Below are 22,006 nucleotides of genomic sequence, written 5' to 3' on the forward strand. Positions count from 1 at the left end.
GGTGTGCCACCCTGGCGTTCTAGTTTTAACTGTCTCACCCATTTATCCATAGTGGACTTACCTACGTTCATCGCCTTTGCAGCTTCGATGATGCTATGGTTTTTATCGAGGACTAATTGGGCTGCTTCAAGTTTGAATTCAGCACTAAATGTTTTTCTGGTTGTCGATCTCATGTGTTCACCTAAAGTCATCTACGAGGTAATAATATCACCTCTATTTAGGTGGCCAAAATTAGTGTGCCACTACAATACCAGCCAATGCAGGTCGTCACTGGTTAAAAAGTAGTTTATTAGATCAAGGAGTCGATCCTGAGTTAATCAACTTTCAAATGGGTCATTGGCAAGCTGGTGAAGTACCAATAGGAAATTACTCAGCGTTAAGCCATATCGAAGCCATTAATGAATTAGTGCCTATCTTAGATAAGTTATTCAGGGAGGTAGGATGGCAACCACTAAAGTCAGTGCTTTCATAATCCAGCTATCAAAAGAGGGGAAGCTACATCCATTATACATAGAATGCCGCACCGCATTTTTAAACAGCATATCGCCATCTATTGCTGTAAAAAATAAAAAGTCAGAAAAAATTGAAAACGAATTTTTTGCATCCTATCACAATCTGCTCGGGCATCTAAAAAAGGAGATTAAACTTTCTGATAACGCTTTTTTACCAGAAGAGTTAGAAAACGTGCTTGCCGCATTGAAGCCTGAAGTGCTAAGCAAACAAGCACAACTTCTCATACTGCAATCTATACTCAACTATGCCAAAAAGTTCTTAGACATAGACTCGCCAAACATTCCTTCAATCATCACGTTAAAACGTGATAAACCGATGTTGACCCCGGTAGATTTGACAAAATTACCCATAGTCGAGCTCATTAACACTCAATTAAGCAGGGAGTTGATAGCGCCTCATAGAGATTTAGATGACAAGGCTAAGTTGGGGAGACTATTACTCGTCTTATATTACACAGTGAACATAGAGAAAACTGAACATTTACAGCTTATGGTTGAATACCCACAGGACATATTCTACGTGGGAGGAATTTGTTATTGGCAATGCCAAAATATCAAAATAAATTCGCCACGGTATGTGCTAAGTGATATGGCTGTCATGGCTTTACAGCAATGGCATAATGTGCACCATAGCGCGTCTTTCGCAATAAAGCCCAGTCAGTTCAAAGCTGCTTTAGTGCATTATCTTAATTACGGATCGTATTTCGATTGGTCAGATATATCACTATTGAAGCTAAGGGTGCTGCGACGAATTGATAACGTCCTCCGTTATGGCCCGGTTCAATATCGTATGTACATGTTACCTGGCGTTTGCCAGCCATTGCCCACACATGCGTTTGTACGTATCCTGACAGGAAAAGTTTATGCAAACGCCGAACCGTACCTTTCAGAAGCCATTTCTGATAAAACCAAAGCTTTTCGTGATTGGTCCGTTGTCACGAACGAGAAAACTTCTTTTGTGTCGATGGAAAAGACCCTCGAACAATTAGATAAGGTATATACCGAGCTCTGCTATCTTGTAGATAGCAACAAACCTCGAGCCGATTGTCTTGGGGCTATAGCAATCATTCTGGATCAACAATCATCTAAGAGTAATCCATACTTTTGGATTTTATGTGCATGGCTGTATTCGTTACTAAAGACAGGTGGTATGCACAAGCGGCGGCTAAAAGTCTCGACAACTATTGATTATGTCAAAAGTTTAAGCCGGCCATTTCTAATCATTTTTTGCACAAGCGATATTGACTTATTGTCTGGTGAGGATTGGGCTGAGAAATTAAATGATGCTGCTGACCATTTTTCTTCGGCACAGCGAAAAAAATATATCTACTATTTTGCGCAGTTTCTGAGTGATTCAGGCTTTGTTCGAGATTTATGTTTATCTGATATTGAGGTGTTTGGGAGCTCCAGTGAGGTAGATAGCAACCTGATTTCCCATGAGCATGTGCAAGTCATGTTGTCCTATTTAGATCATCAATCGGTACATTGTCCGGCGCACCACGATGCCTATTTTCTTTTGTGTTTCTGTTTTTACAGTGGATTACGTCGAAATGAAGCCGCCAAGTTAACCTGGGGGGATTTTACATTCTCTCTGACTGAACCAACCCATAACGACTTTGATTATGTTCAGCTTTCAGTGAGACCTAATAAACATAGGACATTAAAAACGACCTCCGCCAGAAGAGAGTTACCTTTAGACGCTTTGTGGCCGAAAACGGCATTGAGTAAGTTGCGATACACTTATCGAATCATCCATGGAGCAGGGGCTAAGAATAGCACCTTACTATTTGATAATCAGAGAAGAGTGAATCAGGCTTATGACTTAATAACAGACTTAATGCGTCATTACACCCAAGATCAAAGTTTACGTGTACATCATTTACGACACAGTTTTGCTAATTGGACCTGGTGTCGTTTGAATGCCAGCATCATAGATACGGGCAGGCGACATTTGACCTTGTTCAATGATGAGTTTTTTGATGAAAAGTATCTAAAAAGGTTGCAAACTCGTCTTTGCTATAGTGATAACACCCGCAAGAAAATGTTTATCCTGTCTCATATGATGGGCCATAAAGACGTGCAATCGACGCTAAATAGTTATCTTCATTTAAAAGACCTACTGTATTACCTGCAGCACAATTCGCGCTTTGAACTGACAAAATACTTTACATCAGAGTGCGTGGGTCGTGTGACACTGCAACCCCTTGAACCAGGATTGAGTCTAGCTGAACGCATAACGTACTACACTCAGGACGTAATGCACAAACTTGCCATTAAACCAGCTCAACAAACAGTCAGCCTAGTGATGCCAAGTTTAGCGAACTTCTCTGCCAATATAAAAACTGGCTTAACTATCAGTAGTTTAACTTGGGCCAAAGCATTAAATGCGTTACATACATCATCCACCATCGAAGTTGCCGCGCACTATGTGGTTCCATTAGAGCAATTACAAAAGTTACTCAGTAATGCCGAGACTATTCATAAGAATTATCCTCGCAGAGGTAGGCACTTACCCTTAATCCCTAAGTTTCCGCGTATAGACGTTTCAGTTGTTAACATCCAACAAAATAAACATTTAGCTAATTCAACACGTGTGTTTATCTTTTTATGTAATAAATTGGATAACAACATTAGTGAAGGTTCATTGACCTTAGAAAATATTCGCCTAGGGATAGAAATTTTGCGGTATGCGGTTCCCGGTAAACATTACGCCTTACGCTGTCCAGACGCAAATATTTCAAGAATGTTTATCCGCCTATGTCAATTGTTGGATTTAAAAGCCAGGCATTTAAATTTTCGCTATCATAATGCAAACCTAACCCCTGAAAAGTCTAATATTATCCAGGCTAGATGGAAGAAGACGCTTATCGAACATGGTTTCAGTGACACTAAATTTGTCGTTGCTAGTGAGAGTGAAGGGCTTTATTTAGGCAAGCATGATGGTAATGGGTTTCTAGAGATAGCCGTAGTTAACAATTCATATAAGCGAATACAAAGACATCAAAGCATATTCAGTTTTTTACATTTGCTGCTTATTTTGAGCTATTGATGTAGATCTTTTTTGAGGTTTATGCCAACGAAACTCTGATGGAACAGTTGTCACATTAGCATTTTTTATCGTCATTTATCATTAAGATTGCTCAACTTAATTTAATCTTCGGATGACAGAATCACCGACTTTTCTAAAATCATAGTGGGCGGGTAATGACTTAAACTGATCACGTACATACCCCGATTGTGCAGAGCTGCGGTCTGCTTGCTGAAGTACGTATTCCATTGCATAGCGGACTTTATGGCCATAGGGTTTTGCAGCAAGTAAGTCGCTCAGTAGAGCAAATACCTTACTGTTGATGGTGCCCAGTTCACCCAGAGGCTTAGCTAGAATCGCGAAGTTGTAGCTCTCATGTGGGCCAGGCACATAATGTTCAATGTGCTGGTTTAACATGGCATAAATTTTACCAATATCATGAAATAACCCCGCTACCAGTCCTGTCTGACACTCGATTTCTGAATGCTGTAGATGTTTGGCATTGTGATAGGTCATCTCAGCGACCTCTATGCTATGTTCAAATAGTCCATTGGCATAGGAATGGTGATGCTGATAACTGGCTTGGGCCTTGATAAATATCTTAAGAATGTCTGTTCTCTCAAAGATAAAATTGACGAAGGGCTGTAGTTCAGGACAAGTCACTAGGCTTAATAACTTCAAAAAACGACCTAGCAACTTCTCTTTTGTCGAACCCAGTAGCTGAGTTAACTGAATATATTCATTTTCACTGTAACGAGTGAGTATGGGTTTCATCGCACAGATAACGACATTGCCTCGGCTATCATGAGTAATGTTCATTTGAGCTAGCCCATAGTTGAATTGACATGTCCTGGCAATATCTGCAGATGTGATGGCATGTATTGTCTTTTGGTTTGAAATAAATTCACAGTTAGCAGTAGGTAGATGACCACTGATTTTAATGTCTTTAACCCATGCAAATATAACGTTATTCATAATGGGGATCTCCTGATGTAGCTAGCTGAATTTGCTTTACTAAGCGGTCGAAAGCACTGCCGTCCTGTCTTGTGATATTGGGTACATAACGGCTATACACCTCGAACAACATTTTGGTCGTGCTATGCCCCATTTGTTTGGCAATCCATTCAGGGCTCTCGCCAGCGGCTAACCATAAGGTTGCGCAGGTATGTCTCGTCTGATAAGGGCGACGACGTTTGAGGCTCAAAGCGGTTAACGCCGGATACCAGATCCGCTTGGTGACATTTCGATGATCGAGTGGCTTACCTTTAGAGTTACAAAAAACGTACGTCAATCTCCCTGTCAGGCTGAATTGACGCTTAAGCGCCTCAGTTACAGGTTGAGACAATTGAATACTGCGATAAGATGCCGATGTCTTGGGTGTTTCGACATTGCCATCAACCAGAGTCTCTTGAACTAATATCTCACCACGCTCTAAATTGACGTATTGCCATTTAAGACCATCGATCTCAGCAGTTCTCATCGCGGTAAAAAAACGCACCGTATAGTAGTCACGAAAATCTTCTCTAACGTTAGATAAAAACAGCTGTACCTCTGCCAATGAGAAAGGCTCTATAGGCGTTTTATCAATTTTTAACGGCTTAATATTGGTAAATGGCGTTGGGAACTCAAAACGAAGAGCCGCTTCGTTTAAGATCCCTCGCAACGGAGTCATAACATGATTAATCCAGTCATTACTGAGTTTACCTTGCCTTCCTTTCCGCTTCGGTTCACTGATACTAGCCCGATATTTAATCAACTGTGGGCGGGTGATTTCGTCTAAACGAAAATGACCGAATTCAGGCATCAAGTAACGCTCAAATATCATAGCGACATTCTTGTAGTGACTGATTTTCCACTGTATCCGGTTCTCAGCCAGCCATTCAGCGGTAAATAAACTGAATGTGGGGATATTGCTGATTAATGTTGCTCCACTGTATTTTTGTACTTCGACTAGATTGTTCTCGATAAGCACATCAGAATCGACAAAATGTGAGCATCGTGGACTTGATGGAAAATAATTCCTAAATACAAATCTATTTAATCTTATCTCGGCTTCCATTGTGTTAAGCATTCCCATTAGACGAGAACGGTTCAGCCGGTTATCGAGCAATGTGGTCTGTTCGCGACACCTAACGCCCTGATAGGTAAAATCAAATAACAATTTACCATTTCGTGCACGAATATTAGCCATGACATACACCTCCTCTAGCCATTGGAATGATGAATTTAGCAGGGGAGCTTGGTTTAAATAATTCCTTTTCAATTACTTCCCAGATGTAGAAAATTTTTCGACCACCGAATGGCTTTATGTAATGAACCCCTTCGATGAAAACATTATCTTTCAATGTATGGTTGATATAAGGCGCGCTAAACTTTATTCTTTGAGAAAGTTCTTTTGCATTGAGTAATGTTTGTGGCATAAACACCTCGAAATGTTCTTTAAGTTGATCAAATGTTCTTCTTGGGAACGTTTAAGCATGGCAACGATGTTCTTACAAGGAACATTTCAATGTTTTTACGTATTTTAAGGATGGAATTGAGTGATTAGATTTAAAATCAAAGAGTTAATTGCTGAAAAAGAATTCAGAGAGCGAAGAAAAATCACACTTCAGGAAGTCGCAGATTCAGCTTGTGTTAATCGAACGGCCTTATCTAAGATGATGAACCCAAGCTACGAATACTCGACGACGACCAAAGCCATCGACTCTTTGTGTCACTATTTTGGTTGCAAAGTAGAGGATGTGATTGAGTACGTAGAAGATTAATAGCTGCGTTTCTTAGTAGTAAATAAAATTATTTGATGTAATATTATTTACAAACTAATGGATGAGTGACCACATTGAACATACTACTTACCTGGCTTGGTAATAAAGACCTTGAAAACATGCAGTCTGACAAGGGCGCCGCAATTGTAACCTTGGCAATAAAATCCAAAATTCCCTTCGATAAAATAGTTATTTTATCCAATAAAGATGAACAGCTGTGGCCACAATTTGAACGCTATTTAAAAAAACAACTGGCCATTAATCATCGTCCTTTTCACGATATTCAAGTCTTTAAAGCCCATATAAATAGCCCGATTGATTATCAGTCTATTGCAAAAACTAGCGAACATTGGATAGCAAAACTCAGTGATGAAGCGCAAACGCTTTCAATAAACCTCACATCCGGCACGCCAACCATGACCACTTTGTCAGTGCTTATAGGTAAAGGAAAGCCCAATACCCACTTTTTACAAACCACCCCAGATAATCAATTAATTGAGGTGGATATCCCCCTCGATTTTATTCATACCTATATTAAATCTGCCGCTAAGAACATTGCCTCAAGTGCCAGTGCTTTATCCATGCACAGCACAGCGTTTACAGCTTTAACTGCCCAATCACCCGTCATGAAAGCCCTTATTGTTAAAGCTCAAAAAATTGCCGCCGCTGAAGTCCCTGCATTGATTTTAGGTGAAACGGGTACCGGAAAAGAATTAATGGCTCATGCCATCCATAAAGGAAGTTTAAGGGCCAATAAACCCATCAGAATCGTCAATTGTGGCGCTTTTGCGCAAAACTTGGCAGATTCTACCTTATTTGGCCATAAAAAAGGGGCCTTTACGGGGGCGGACAAAGACTATGCAGGTCTATTTGAGCAAGCCGATGGCGGCACGCTTTTTCTCGATGAAGTAGGGGAGCTGCCTCTTGATATTCAAGTTAAATTGCTACGAGCCTTACAGCAAGGTGAGATTAATCGCCTTGGAGACAATAAACCCATTTATGTGGATGTGAGAATCATTGCGGCCACACATCAAGATCTACAACAACAGATCGCCGCTGGCCAGTTTAGAGAAGATCTGTTTTATCGACTCGCGGTCGGCATTATCCAAATGCCAGCACTAAGAGAGAGAAAGCAAGATATCCCAAAATTAGTCAATCAGCTCATTAGCCAAATTAATCACGTTGGGTCCAAACATCCTCAGTATCAAAGTAAGAATATTTGCGAAAAAGCAATAGAGTTTATTTCCAATCAAGCTTGGCCAGGTAATATTCGTGAGTTATGGAGCACATTAAATCGGGCCTGCTTATGGTCCGACTCAAGCATTATCACAGCTAACGATCTTGCAGATGCCTTGCTTTCATCACATAAACCACAACAAGCCACTGATATATCTATGTCTCTTCACGATAAAATTGATATAGTGCAACTCACTGATGATATTCAAAAAAGATATATCAAAGCGGCATTAAAAGCCAGTGGTAATGTAAAAAAGCAAGCCACGCAAATGTTGGGCTTAAAAGATCATCAAACGCTAACCAATTGGATGAAGCGTTTGCAGATTGACATAGAAAAATAACCATCGCGGCAGATTGGCATTGTTATTGCGAATGCAGTAGGGACATAAGGAAGCAACACGGAATGAAGCAATCAATGAATTTTGAGCATATTCAAACAAAGTGGCCACAGCTCCATCAATTAGCAGCATTTGCCGAAGAGTATGCGATATCAGATCCACAAAGTGCATTGGTTAAACTTCGCTGTTTTGCTGAACAGGTTGTCGGCTATTTTTATAAAGAACTTCAATTACCTGCTTTTCCCAATTCAAATATCTATGACAAGCTCACATCGGATGATTTCACTAGCGTAGTCCCCAATTTAATTACCGATAAACTTCACGCAATACGCAAAAGTGGTAATCAAGCGGCACACGAAGGTCGAGTCGATCAACAACAAGCTATTTGGATTTTAAAAGAAAGCTATTATGTTGCCTGTTATCTATTTATGGCTTACGGAAATGGGAAACAAGCTGATTGCCCAGAATTTACTGCGCCAGAACAAAAGCAGCCCTTAAATCAAGGTGATGCTGAATTTACTAAAAAAAATAAACAACTAGCACTACAGCTGAGCCAAAATGAAGCTCGGCTCAAAAAAGCGTTAGAAGAATTAGAGGCGTCTCAACAAGCACAAAAACAAGCCCAACAAGAAGCCGAAAGACTCAAGCAAACGATAAATGAAGCAAAAGTCGGTGAAATTAAGGCGCTTAACAAACTTATCACTGCAAGTTTTAACTTTAGCGAAGCAGAAACTCGTGCGCGGATCATTGACATGGATCTACGGGCTGCTGGTTGGCAGGTGTCTCTTGATGAAACGAGCACAGATGAAGTAGGTAAAGAAGTACAGGTAACTGATCAGCCTACCAGTACAGGCATAGGTTATGTAGATTATGTGCTTTGGGACGATGACGGAAAACCACTCGCAGTAATAGAAGCGAAGCGGACTCGTGAATCTGTCGAAAAAGGCAGGCAACAAGCCAAGCTTTATGCCGATGCATTACATAAACAGTACAATCAACGACCTGTCATTTTTTACTCTAACGGTTACGACATCCGTATATTAGACGATGCCCAAGGCTATAACAGTCGTAAACTTTACGGCTATTACTCTAAAGACTCGCTGCAATATCTAATTAAACAGAGAGGCCTTAAAAAAGATTTAAATCAAACACCAATCGATACTAATGTCGCAGGCCGTTTGTATCAAATGGAAACAATCACTCGTGTATGTGAACGTTTCGCCGATAAACATCGCAAATCTCTTATCGTACAAGCAACCGGCACAGGAAAAACGCGTGTATCTATTGCGCTGGCTAAACGGCTACTCGATGCAGGCTGGGCCAAACGCGTACTGTTTTTATGTGACCGTAAAGAGCTACGTAAACAGGCGGGCAATGCCTTTAATGAGTTTACCAATGAGCCACTATACATCGTAGGTAAAACCAAAAAAGAGTTAGCTACAAATTCAAGGGTATTCATTGCTACTTACCCTGGCATGATGAGTATTTATCAAAAATATGATGTTGGTTATTTTGATTTAATTGTCGCTGATGAATCACACCGTTCTATCTATAATATTTATGGTGATATTTTTAAATATTTTGATGCACTAGAGGTCGGCTTAACCGCCACACCTGTTGAAATGGTATCGCGCTCAACGTGCCAGTTATTTGGTTGTGATTTCAAATTGCCTACGGCTAATTACCCATTAGAAAAGGCGATTGAAGAAGGTAACTTAGTACCTTATAAAATTGTTAGTTTAACCACTAAATTTTTACGCGAAGGTATCAAAAAAGATAACCTCACAGATGAACAAATCGCACAATTAGAAGATCAAGGCTTTGACCCTAACGAGTTAAACTTTGACGCTAAACAAGTCGATGAAGCGGTAAAAAATAAAGACACCAATCGCGTTATTTTACGTAATTTAATGGAAAAAGGCCTGCGTGATAGTGACGGTCAACTACCTGGTAAAACCATAGTATTTGCCCGCAACATTGCTCATGCTGAACTCCTGTCGCAGCTGTTTGGCGAAATGTATCCTCAATTAGGCAGTAACTTTTGTCGCGTTATCCATTCAAAATATGAACGGGCAGAAGAGTTAATTGATGACTTTAAATCAAATGAAGTAAACAGTGCTCGCATTGCTATCTCAGTAGATATGCTCGACACCGGAATTGACGTTCCAGAATGCGTAAATCTTGTATTTGCCAAACCCATTAAGTCAAAAGTCAAATTTTGGCAGATGATTGGTCGTGGCACACGCCTATGCAAAGATCTCTACGGAAAAGGCAAAGATAAAACCCACTTCTTAATTTTTGACCACTGGGAAAACTTCAACTACTTCGATATGGACCCAAGCGAAGAAGATGTAAAACAGGCTAAATCTCTTACGCAAAAACTGTTTGAAAGCCGTCTGTTACTGGCTGAAACCGCGCTTAAAAAGGCAGACATAACGACCTTTGATGCCGTGATAAAGCTTATCCATCAAGATATTAAAGCACTTGATATGAACACTATCGCGGTGCGCGATAACTGGCAAGTGGTTGAATCCTGTAAAGATGATAAAACGCTTAACCAATTTGCGCCACAAACAAAAGCCAATTTGTTTGAGTATATTGCACCACTAATGCAATGGCGTAACATAATGGGGCAATCTGAAGCCTATAAATTGGATAATGAAATTGCCACCATTCAAATGCTAATGTTTACCGATCCCAATCAAATAGATCTTGTTAAACAAAGTTTAATGGGCAAGGTAGAGTCATTACAAATGCACCTAAATGAAGTGCGTGCAAAAGCGAAAGATATTGCCAACATTCAAACCCGTACATACTGGGACTTGCTAACCTTTGATGCATTAGAACAAAGTCGTTTAGCACTGCGCAGTATCATTCATTTACGCGACAAAACTGCTCAAGTTCCAACAGTTGATTATGTTATTGACGTAAAAGAAGAGGTTAGTGAAATACGCGAAACAACACGACCAACAAAAATTGTCTCTATCGACTATCAAATATTTCGTCAAGAGGTAGAAAAAACACTTTCGCCATTGTTTGCAACGGACCTAGTTCTGCAGAAAATTCGCAATGGCGATCCGGTAACAGAGGATGATTTAGCAAAACTAAACTCCCTTGTGCATACCCAAAATCCGAACGTTGATTTAAATACCCTAAAAGATTTTTTCCCTGAATCAACCGCCACGTTAGACAAAATATTGCGCACTATTGTCGGAATGGATAAAGACAATATTGAAACAAAATTTACTGAATTTGTTCAAAAAAGCCATACCCACATGAATGCTAAACAACAGCGTTTTATTAGCATGTTGCAAAATCATTTAATTCGTTATGGGTCGATACAAATATCCCAACTTTATGATGCACCATTTACTCAAGTCCATGACATGGGATTAGATGGGGTATTTAGCGAGCAGCAAGCAGATGTTATTCAAGATTTCATTACTCAATTTGATGTTCAATTAGGCAATAAAATCTATTTAATTGAAAAAAATCAAGAGCTTAAACAAATGATATGACAGGGAGTCATTCAAAATGAATCAATTAATAACCCCATCACAATGGCTTGGTCAATTTCTAAAAGACCGAGGATTACGGCAACCTACAGGTAAGCCATTATATGAATATCAAGCAACTGAAGCTGAATATACGTTACTTAAAGAACTAGTTTTTAAGCATAAAGACAGTAAACTTCATGGATACAATAATATTTCATGGGCAGCCATTTTTTGCTTGTATTGCTCCGTATGGTATCAGCGTAACTATGAAAGCAATGATGGTTGGAGTTGGCATGCTATATGGGTTGATTTGGGGGATGAATTAACTCCGTCTCAAATTGAAAAAACAGTGCTTAAAGGTATTGAATCTTATTGGCTGAGACCTATAAAAACTTACACCGAACGCCGTAATTTTTTAGGTACTCTGTTTTCAGAAGGAGGACTTCCATTTAAATTGTTAAGTAACAATGACAATAAATTTGGGCAAGTCCTTAAGCGGATTTTGAAAAATGTCGCGGTAGCAAAATTACTTGGAGAACCAATTGAAAAGCTTGTAGCCATCAATGTTCAATCGTTACCTCAAGCCTTTAATGAACAAGAATCTATTCAATTAATCACTTTAATGACAGAAAAACTAGTCAATCTTGTGGATATTTTTGCATTAGAAAACAAATCAAACCCCGCAGACTACCTAGATAATGTTTCACCCAAATGGCGCGAAGATTTCCCAATTCCGCTAGATAACAGTATTGGAACAAACATCGTTAACTCTTGGTTATTACAAGCAAGTCATGAAGGTTTTAAACGCACCAAATTTAATAAAAAGTTATTAACAGAACATTACCTAAATATAAATGAGCTAACCATCACTACAAAATTGCTTTTACCTGATGAACTCATAATGAAAACACAACCACATCAACTTAAATCAAACCGATTAGAGTTGTTTTTGGCGGAATCAACCCAGGATTTACAAAATTTAGGTGTTTCATATATAAATGGAACAGGTGAGTCCGCATTAATCAAAGTTAGAAATCGAAGTATTAGGGTGTTGAGAAAATCATCTGAGACTCAATTGTCAGTTGTAGCTAGGCAAGGTGGAAACGAAATTGCTCGATGGTTATTGGATAACACTAGTGTGTTTCTCAATGAGATGCCAGTTGGATTTATCAAGCAAGATGGCGAGTATAAATATGCTGGTCAAGCCACATTTAGTCACAAAGAAGAGTTGTATTTAATATTACCAAAATCGTCTAATTACAACATCATTAACGGTGAAGTTTCGTCATGGCCACAAAATATTCATAGTTCAAAACCCAATTTCATATTACTTCAAGGTGAAATTGTTATAACCCTTGACGATGATAAATATCGTGTTAAATCATTGAATACATCAACAGCCGAGTTAGGACTTAACCTATTCGGGGACATGATAACTTACGACACGGAACCTAGTGCGACGTATCTAGGACTGCCTAAATACCGGTTTATAGACAGTGACCTTTCTTTGGATCATGTTTTAACTGAATACATAAGTGGCCAACCTAAGTCAGAATTAATGTTGCACGAACTTTATGGTCGCCAAACATTTGCATTAAAAAACCAACATGGTGAAACCTTATTCCGAAAACGAATAGGCCTGTTACCTCCTGGAGTGAAAATTTCAACTAAAGCAGGAATACAGATCGGTCAGGGTGAAATAAATATAACAACAAAAAACAAAATGATTTACAGCATATCAACCGATAGAGTAACTTTTATCAAAAAAGATACACCCGACGGAGTTTGTTTACAGTTATCTTGTGACGGACTACCGCCATCAGAGTTGACCCTAAGTATTACACCAAACTTAATGGCTACCCCAATTCATATAAAGCTGCCTTATCCAAGACAAGGAGCATTTGTATTTGATGCTATAGGGGAGCCTCTCAAGAAGCACTTATCAATAGATGATCTGCTCGGCAGTCGTTTACATTTGTTTGCATCAGCTGAATGCTCTGCTAACTTCGAAATAGATATTGTTTTAGAAAACCAAGGTCGATCGCCACCATACTTTAAACATCAATTCCGTGTTGGTGAACAACCTACAATTATAAGTTTACATAGTTTTAAAGATGAAATTAACGAATTACTTTCTTTAGCCCCAGATCTGGATGCACAGGTCACAATGACCATTTCGAGCTTCTCTGGCAACTTAAAATATAAAATATATCGTTATAGTAGCCGAATATACGAAACTGAAGATAAACGTTTTTTTAAAATTTCAGCGGAAGGTCAAAATGTTGTAGCCGGTGCAGAGTTGTTACTAATGCAAATGAGCAATCCTGAAAGAACACCCACAAAAATAGAAGCATTAATTAGTGAAGGCATATCCACTGGTCATTATGAAATGCCGCAAGTAGATAAAAATGAAGGTCCATGGTTAATAGTACCAAGCTCAAATAGTGCGACAAATTTCAGAGCAAAATTGCTCGTAGGTCATGACAGTAGCAATCATATGTCAGAAGACGAAGCTGATCACGATCAAGTAAAACAACAGGTGAACTCACTACAACGGGCTGTTCAAGCATATCATCCTAAATTTAATACTCACGTGATAGCTGATGTTGTAATGCAAATGGCTGATAACCTACAACATAGTGGATGGGAGTTTTTGGTTAAACTCTTCAGCAACTATCAACATTTGTCCTTAACAACATTCCAAGTTTGGCGTGAAATTGTGGCAAACCCCAAAGCATTAATACTGTGTTTTTATCGTTTCGAAGCTAATCCACAATTTATGGCGCGAATAGAATCAGAGTTTCCGGTTCTATGGCAAGTGACACCACCAGAATTATTCATCCAAACTTATAAACAAGTTCTCGATTGGTTAGAGCAAAAAGGTGTCGATAAACAATACGTAAAAATGATAGCAGAGCCTTGGTATGAATCTATTTTGTATCATATACCAGGTTTTAGCGAAGAGTTAGTGAGTTATCTGATTACAAATAAGATTGACCCCAAACTTAAGCTACCACAACCAATAATGAACATAGCTGGACAGGATTGGCTACAAGACCTATTACGAGAACACAGTGAAAACGATGTGTGGCCTGATAGTGAAGGTTACGAATTAAGTAAATGGTATCAAAATAATTCACTCGGACAGATAGATATTAACAGTCTACATAACTTCCAAAACTCTGTTATTTATTTACCTGTGTTCTTAGCTGCTGTATCAACGGGTAAAGCTAATTTATCAGACATTTATGATAGTTCATCAAATGCAATTTTTAAGTTGAAGAAAGTACGTGACTTTGATCCTAATTGGTTTGCAAGCATGTATACATTCCATTTATTAACGTTTTCAGAATTGATTTAAGGCTTTATTATGGAATATTTTTCACAGCTAACGAAGCAAGCAGCAGAGCGTGCACAAGAAGCGTCATTGAGTGTATTTGGTATTAGTAACCCATCCTTAAGAACACACCTAAAAAGTGTATTAAATCAACCGAGTGGCAAAGGCGAGTCTTTATTATCTTCACCTTTATTTGAACATACTTTTGGTTGGGAGCCTGCAAAAGTCAGTATATCTGAATTGAAAGGCACACTACTGTCTAAAGAAGTCATCACAGCACTCGATCATACAAATAATGGGCGCTATCGATTCAATGCAGAGTATTCGCCATTTACTCATCAATTGAAAAGTTGGCAAATGTTGTTAAATGATAATCCTCAATCTGTTGTCGTAACCAGTGGTACTGGTTCAGGTAAAACAGAATGTTTTATGGTACCAGTGATTGAAGATCTTTATCGGGAGATAAAGCAAACCAATGAGCCCCTTGTGGGCGTCCGAGCGCTATTTTTATATCCACTCAATGCATTAATCAACTCTCAAAAAGAGCGTTTGGATGCTTGGACTAAGCACTTTGGCAACAACATGCGTTTTTGTTTGTACAACGGTAATACAGAAAATTTGAAGGCTAAAGTTTCATCAGCTCAAAATTTAGTACCCAATCAGGTTTTGTCACGTGAATTAATGCGAGAAAAGCCAGCACCCATTTTAGTCACAAACGGCACCATGCTTGAATACATGATGGTGCGACAAGTTGATGCTCCTATCATTGCAGCATCAAAAAAACAAAAATCACTAAGATGGATTGTACTTGATGAAGCACATACTTATGTAGGGTCTCAAGCCGCTGAGTTGGCTTTGCAATTACGACGAGTATTAATAGCCTTTGGTGTTGAAGCAAAAGATGTTCGATTCGTGGCAACATCGGCTACGATCGCCGGTAAAGATACCGCTCATCAACTCAAAAAATACTTAGCTGACCTGGCTGGTGTTAACCAAGATCAAGTTACCGTGATTGGTGGCCAAAGGGTCATTCCACAAATACCCCGACTTGAAGAGAAACATACCAGTATTAAAGACTTAATGTCTATCCCAGCAGATGAAACGGTAAAAAAAGAAGATTTTAGTTTGGACGTTTCACGCACTAGGTTTGATGCTCTAGCCAGTTCATCAATTGCTAAAGCGATTCGAACTGTGTTTGTGAACTCATCAATACCTCAAACATTAGAAGACATAAATCAGAAAGTGTCTAATCTATTGGGTGATAAACCTTTTGATGAACAAACTTTATTGCTTTGGATAGATTTACTGACGGCGACCAAACCCGCGCCCAATAAAGAAGCATTTTTAAAAGTCCGAGCGCATTATTTTCAACGTATGTTCAGTGGATTATTTACCTGTATCGATCCTAGCTGTTCGAAAAAAGCAGATACAGAGCTTAAAACAAACTGGCCATATGGTTACGTTTATTCAAAAAGTAGAACTCATTGTGATTGTGACACTAAAGCCCCAGTGCTTGAGCTAGCTTTTTGTAATGAGTGCAATGAACCGCATCTATTGGGGGCAGATAAAAATGGAAAATTAAGTCAATGGCAGCAAGATGCTGGTGATGAATTTTCACTGACTGTAGAAAGTAACGATGATGATGATGAATCAAAAGAAACTAAAAAATCTTCTTCAAGTATTTCAAAAATTGTTTTGTCTAGTAAACAAGATAAAGCAGACAAAGATGATAAACGATATTTTTCACCAATCAAAATTGATATTAAAACTGGTGAAATTGCAAGTTTAGCCTCCAACAGCGTGCCTTATTTTTACAATGAAACAACGCAACCGATATGTTCGAATTGCAGCTATAAAGGGTTTAGTGGTCATTTACCCTATCGCCGGAGTATTCTCGGTGCGCCATTTTATGTAGCTAACGTAGTTCCAACCATTTTAGAATATTGCCCTGACCATGAAATGAAGCCTGGAGATCAAGAAGGTCCTCAATCTTTACCCGGAAGAGGTCGGAAATTAATTACCTTTACTGATAGTAGGCAAGGAACAGCCAGAATGGCTGTTCGGATGCAACAAGAAGCGGAACGTTCAAAGTTGCGTGGATTAGTTGTAGACATCCTAAAAAAAGCTCAACTTGAAGCACCTATCCAAGAAAAGCCAAATGCAGATGCCAAACCCGAAGATCTTTTTGCATTAGCAAAACAAATGGCCTCTATGGGACTTAAAGACAAAGCAAATGAACTAAATGAACTTGCTGCATCTTTATTGGCAGGTACTGCAAGTAAACTCAACCTGATTACATTGTCTTGGTCTCAAATGATAGACAGTTTGATTGCACATGGCAGTGTAAGCAAAGCAATGCTTCAATATAATAAATATGCAAATCCAGAAGTGTTTGATGGTTCTGCAGGACCAAGAAAGCTTGCCGAGCTGCTGCTTGTTCGTGAGTTTGCTCGTCGTCCTAAACGTCAAAACAGCTTAGAAACTCAAGGAATGGTTAAAGTTAGCTACCTTGGTCTCGATAAAATTACTAGTTTACCCAGTATCTGGCCAGGGTCGATTGAGGATTGGCGTGATTATTTAAAAACGTGCCTCGATTTTTATGTCCGAGAAAACAGTTATATAAATTTAAATGAAGACTGGAAAAGTTGGATTGGAAGTAATTTTGCAACAAAAACGTTAAGAAACCCTTTATCTAATGAAGATGATGAAAATAGAGTTAAGAAATGGCCACAAATTAAAGGTAATCAATTAAACAGACTAGCTAAGTTGCTAGTGTTGGCTTTTAATCTAGATATCGGAAAAAATATAGATAAAGATATTATTAATAATATATTGCGTGATGCATGGGATGCCCTAACAGAAGGGCTTCACCCCATATTAAGCTATGAAGGTAATCAGTTCTTTTTAGACCGCAGTAAAATGACTTTTTCATTCGTTGAAAAAGCTTTCATTTGTCCAATTACTAATAAACTTATAGATACAACGTTAAGGTCTATTACCCCGTATCTACCGAGGGATCTGAATAGTGGTAACTTTAGATGTGAAGAAGTCAATTTCCCAGCAGCTTGGAGCTTCTCGGCTAAACAAGAAGATTTTCAAATTGGCGTTAATAAAATTAGAAGATTAGTCGCTGACAATGTAGATGTGCAGTTATTACGTTCTCGAAACCTCTGGACAGATATTAACGATAGAACTATCGAAGGTGGTTTTTACTACCGCACTGCAGAACATTCGGCGCAGCAGTCATCTGAACGTCTAAAAAATTATGAAAAATTATTTGAGCAGGGCAAAGTTAATGTGCTGAATTGTTCGACCACCATGGAAATGGGTGTCGATATCGCCGGTATTTCAGCCGTTGTTATGAACAACGTGCCACCGCACCCAGCTAACTATTTACAGCGAGCAGGTCGAGCAGGGCGAAGCAATGAGTCCCGAGCTTTAGCTTTTACATTGTGTAAATCTAACCCACACGATACTCAAGTATTCAACAATCCGGCTTGGCCATTCACAACATTAATATCGGCGCCGATTGTCTCACTTAACTCGGCGCGATTAACACAACGTCATGTTAATGCATTTTTACTGGGTATTTTTTTAACACAAGAAGTAGGTCATACCGAAAAAGAGAAAACATCACTCAATTTAAGCTGGTTTTACGAAAGTGAAACCTTGAGTATTTGTGATCGATTTAAAGCCAATATAGCAGCCCAAATAGATTCATTTGAGAAAGATATTTCACGACTAACTAAGGGGACAGTTTTAGAAGGTCGATCAATCCAGTCATTAGTCGATGTAACGGTTAATAGCATTGAAGAGCTTCAAACTGCTTGGTTAAAAGAACTTCATAGTGTTGAAAAAGAACTCAGCACCACTCAAAAGGATGGCCCTTATGCATTTAGACTAGGCATGGAATTACAACGTCATCGTCGCGAGTACTTGTTACGTGAGCTAGCAGCAAAAGCATTTTTACCCGGTTATGGATTCCCTACAGATATTGTCAATCTGGATAATTCCAATATTGAAGATTTCATACGTGAGCAAAAAGGACGTAGCAAAAATAATGCTGAACGAGAAGACAATATCTCTCGTTTGCGTGGCTTACCGTCACGCAATCTAGCAATTGCCATACGTGAGTATGCACCAGGTGCTGAAATGGTCATCGATGGCCGTGTATTCCGTTCTGCTGGCGTATCGCTTAACTGGCAAAATATTGCTGTTGCAGACGCTAAAGATGCCCAAAAATTTGATTTAGCATGGCGCTGCGTTAGCTGCGGGCAAACAGGTTATACAACAGAAATTCAAACGTCTGACAGTAACCTGTGTTGTTCTCATTGTGGCCATTCAATAAAAGTTGAAGACAAATTAAAAGTGCTTCAGCCCACAGGTTTTGTCACCGATTTCTATGCATCGCCAACAAACAATATTACCACTCAACACTATATCCCTGTTCAACCAGCTTGGGTCAGTGTTAATAGTCCAATTCACCCGTTACCTAATCCTAAACTGGGTTTTATGCGCTACGGTACAGACGGAAGTGTATTTAACTACAGCGCAGGCGAACACGGTAAAGGCTATGCAATGTGTCTGAGTTGTGGACGCGCAGAATCCCTTACCGCACAGGGTGAATTCCCCACAACATTAACACCTGAAAAGCCACATAAACCAATCCGCGGATCTAAAAAAGATAAAAATGATGGCCGTCACCACGACTGCGAAGGGTCTTCACATATTCACAAAGATATTTATCTCGGTAGTCAAACTAAAACCGATGTACTGGAAATAGTACTTTGCCACCCAAAAACCGGTGAATATCTAAACGACACCGGACCAAATACAGAAAATAGATCAATCGCATTAACCCTTGCAGTTGCCACGCGTAACGCACTCGCAGCAAGTTTAGGCATATTGAATAATGAAATGGGTTATACAATAAAACCTACGTTAATCAATACACAGTCGGTATTAGCAATACAACTTTATGACACGATAAGTGGAGGAGCAGGCTTTGCCTCTAGTGGGTCTACCATGATTGCCGCTATCCTATCAAAGGCCTATGACACGCTTCACTGTAAAGATCAATGCGACAGCCTATGTGCCGCTTGTTTACTTGATGCCGACACGCGTCACGATGTCGATAATCTAAATCGCTTAATGGCTCTGGATTGGCTAACAAAAGATTTCAGTCTAAGTTTAGCTATACCTGAGTCAATGCAGCTGCTTACCCAATCACAACATGCAAGCCAAAGTGCATTTGAAGAAATACACATAGCGTTGAATAAGCAGGCTACGGCTATATCTTTGTTTTTATCAAACGATCCAAATGAATGGGATTTAGCGGCAAGTACATTTAGACGAAAGCTAAAGCAGTATGATAATTTCAATGATGAGCTTTCATTAAATATCGTAATACCTTCTGACGTACAGTTAGCATCATTCGAGCAAGTCATAATTGACGACTTACTTCAACTTCATGCCAAAGGCGTTAAGCTTTATCAAGGTAACCCAAGTGTTTCAGCTGTAAATGGCGACAGCGGCCATATATTGGCGCAAGTTCATAACAGTGATGGAGTATTTACCATCGCCAGTAATAACCTCACTGTGGCAAACCCAGATCAAAATTGGTTACAGCATAGAGATAACTCATATTTAATTAAATCAAACCTACATCAAGATGTGTCTATAGTGTCTATTGATACCTCTGTGTGGCAAAAAACCGCAAAGGTAACCCAAATTGCGGTAGAGCTAACTAAAGAATGTAATGGTCTGTTAACTGAATTTGGCCAACATTTTTGGCAAGCCTTAAAAGATAACAACGAAGTGCTTAAACAGGCTTTAGACTCGCAACACATTGAAACCATTCAATACAGTGATCGCTACCTTCAAAATCCTTGGTCACTGCTAATGTTGGGGGAATTACTTAAACCATTTGCTACCGTGTCACCAAGAGTCGACATTTTTACTTTATATAACAGAAAAGATTCTATTGGCTCCAAGGTCGAACATGATTGGGACGACCAGCAAGAAATGCGTGAGATGTTTGAACACTGGTTTAAATTGGGGTTAAAAATGCCTATCAATTTAGATGTTTCGACTTATAGAGGCAACATACAACATCGTCGAGAACTGGTTCTAACATTTGCCTCAGGATTAAGCTTCTCAATACGCTTTGATCAAGGTTTAGGTTACTGGAAACATGATCTCAAGTATCACAATGCAAAATTTGAATTTTATGATGTCCAAGATCAATTAATCCAATTAACTAAAATCTATGACACTGTTAGTGTCAAAAACAGTTTTGATTGGTCAACCGATATTTACGTTAACCAGATAACGCAATAAACCTAAACTGATTAATTTACTAGCACACACATCATCTTGGCGATAAAACACTTATCGCCAAGGGTAAAACTGACTAGCATAGGCTCTATAGCCAAGTAAGCAGCACATCAACAATAAGAGTACACCATGATCACAGGTCAACTAAAAAGCAAAATCGACAAGCTATGGGAAGAATTTTGGACCGGCGGCATTACCAATCCGTTAACAGTTATCGAGCAAATTACTTTTTTAATGTACGCCCGCATGCTCGACATGAATGAACAAGTTGACGAAAAACGAAGTGCACGAACTGGCCAAGCGTTTAACCGTCGTTTCAATGATGCGCAGCAACACCTACGTTGGCAAAATATCCGTCATTTAGGTGCAGAGCAGCTATACAAAACAGTCAAAGATGAACTCTTCCCGTATTTTGGTTCTAGCTCAGCGGCATCAGTAAAAGAGAGTAACGAAGGCTCGTTATTTTCTGAGTTTATGAAAGATGCCCAGTTAATGATCCAAAAACAAAGCTTATTGGTAAAAGCGGTTGAAATGGTTAATGACTTGCCACTTGATAACAGCGATACCAAAGGTGATTTGTACGAGTATTTGCTCAGCAAACTGACCACCGCCGGCATTAACGGCCAGTTTAGAACGCCGCGCCATATTATTCGCGCCATGGTAGAAATGCTAGACCCAAGCACAACCAGCCGTATTTGTGACCCAGCGAGGCTTTGTTTCCTAAATCGGTTGAACTAAAGCCGTAGCCGCTGATCTGATCGGCATCGCCTATCAACTTACCCATCAACCGTGTCAAAACCTCGCTATAAAACAACCAACTGGAAGCAATACAACCAAGCCTTAATCAACCGCGGTTCACTTACCTTCTGGATTGATGAGGATGCAATTGCTAAGTGGAAAGCCAAGGTCAAGCAGCCAAAGAAAGGTCGCCCTCAAGTGTTTAGCGACTTAGCCATT

At 39.4% G+C, this 22,006-nt stretch carries 12 protein-coding genes; 8 read left to right on the forward strand and 4 right to left on the reverse strand.

The window, feature by feature from the left end; translation table 11 throughout:
- The coding region (locus L5M28_RS22610; protein WP_263148818.1) for a transposase at nt 1-173 on the reverse strand (173 nt) is incomplete at its 3' end.
- 268 nt (nt 174-441) lie between these two features.
- Here L5M28_RS22610 and L5M28_RS22615 point away from each other — a divergent pair.
- Nucleotides 442-3,561, forward strand: coding sequence for a tyrosine-type recombinase/integrase (locus L5M28_RS22615; RefSeq protein WP_263204452.1), 3,120 nt, complete (start codon nt 442-444; stop codon nt 3,559-3,561).
- A 96-nt stretch (nt 3,562-3,657) separates the two neighbouring features.
- Here L5M28_RS22615 and L5M28_RS22620 read toward each other — a convergent pair whose 3' ends face one another.
- The 3 genes from L5M28_RS22620 to L5M28_RS22630 all read right to left on the reverse strand — a co-directional run bounded on the left by L5M28_RS22620 (nt 3,658) and on the right by L5M28_RS22630 (nt 5,960).
- Complete coding sequence (locus L5M28_RS22620; RefSeq protein WP_159436990.1) at nt 3,658-4,359, reverse strand: HDIG domain-containing metalloprotein; 702 nt, start codon at nt 4,357-4,359, stop codon at nt 3,658-3,660.
- A 148-nt stretch (nt 4,360-4,507) separates the two neighbouring features.
- Nucleotides 4,508-5,731 (reverse strand): site-specific integrase, encoded by a 1,224-nt coding sequence (locus L5M28_RS22625; protein ID WP_263204453.1) that lies wholly within the window; start codon nt 5,729-5,731, stop codon nt 4,508-4,510.
- Nucleotides 5,724-5,960 carry a hypothetical protein gene (locus tag L5M28_RS22630; RefSeq protein WP_076501618.1) on the reverse strand — a complete coding sequence of 79 codons (237 nt, stop codon included), beginning with the start codon at nt 5,958-5,960 and terminating at the stop codon, nt 5,724-5,726. Before L5M28_RS22630 ends, L5M28_RS22625 begins: the two co-directional genes overlap by 8 nt.
- A 120-nt stretch (nt 5,961-6,080) precedes the next feature.
- Between L5M28_RS22630 and L5M28_RS22635 the strand changes: the two genes are divergently transcribed.
- The 7 genes from L5M28_RS22635 to L5M28_RS22665 form a co-directional block, all read left to right on the forward strand.
- Nucleotides 6,081-6,305, forward strand: coding sequence for a helix-turn-helix domain-containing protein (locus L5M28_RS22635; RefSeq protein ID WP_259528191.1), 225 nt, complete (start codon nt 6,081-6,083; stop codon nt 6,303-6,305).
- 65 nt (nt 6,306-6,370) lie between these two features.
- Nucleotides 6,371-7,882 (forward strand): sigma-54 dependent transcriptional regulator, encoded by a 1,512-nt coding sequence (locus L5M28_RS22640; protein ID WP_317630025.1) that lies wholly within the window; start codon nt 6,371-6,373, stop codon nt 7,880-7,882.
- Nucleotides 7,883-7,944: 62 nt separating this feature from the next.
- Nucleotides 7,945-11,397 carry a DEAD/DEAH box helicase family protein gene (locus L5M28_RS22645; RefSeq protein ID WP_263204455.1) on the forward strand — a complete coding sequence of 1,151 codons (3,453 nt, stop codon included), beginning with the start codon at nt 7,945-7,947 and terminating at the stop codon, nt 11,395-11,397.
- A 16-nt stretch (nt 11,398-11,413) separates the two neighbouring features.
- Complete coding sequence (locus tag L5M28_RS22650) at nt 11,414-14,737, forward strand: STY4851/ECs_5259 family protein (protein WP_263204456.1); 3,324 nt, start codon at nt 11,414-11,416, stop codon at nt 14,735-14,737.
- A 9-nt stretch (nt 14,738-14,746) separates the two neighbouring features.
- Nucleotides 14,747-21,052 carry a DEAD/DEAH box helicase gene (locus tag L5M28_RS22655; protein ID WP_263204457.1) on the forward strand — a complete coding sequence of 2,102 codons (6,306 nt, stop codon included), beginning with the start codon at nt 14,747-14,749 and terminating at the stop codon, nt 21,050-21,052.
- Nucleotides 21,053-21,178: 126 nt separating this feature from the next.
- Nucleotides 21,179-21,787, forward strand: coding sequence for a type I restriction-modification system subunit M N-terminal domain-containing protein (locus L5M28_RS22660; RefSeq protein ID WP_263204458.1), 609 nt, complete (start codon nt 21,179-21,181; stop codon nt 21,785-21,787).
- 51 nt (nt 21,788-21,838) lie between these two features.
- Nucleotides 21,839-22,006, forward strand: a 168-nt coding sequence (locus tag L5M28_RS22665) for a transposase (RefSeq protein WP_263203170.1), incomplete at its 3' end; no start/stop codon positions are given.

Source organism: Shewanella sp. SW32 (assembly GCF_025653365.1).
In the GTDB taxonomy this organism is placed as follows: Bacteria; Pseudomonadota; Gammaproteobacteria; order Enterobacterales; family Shewanellaceae; genus Shewanella; species Shewanella oncorhynchi.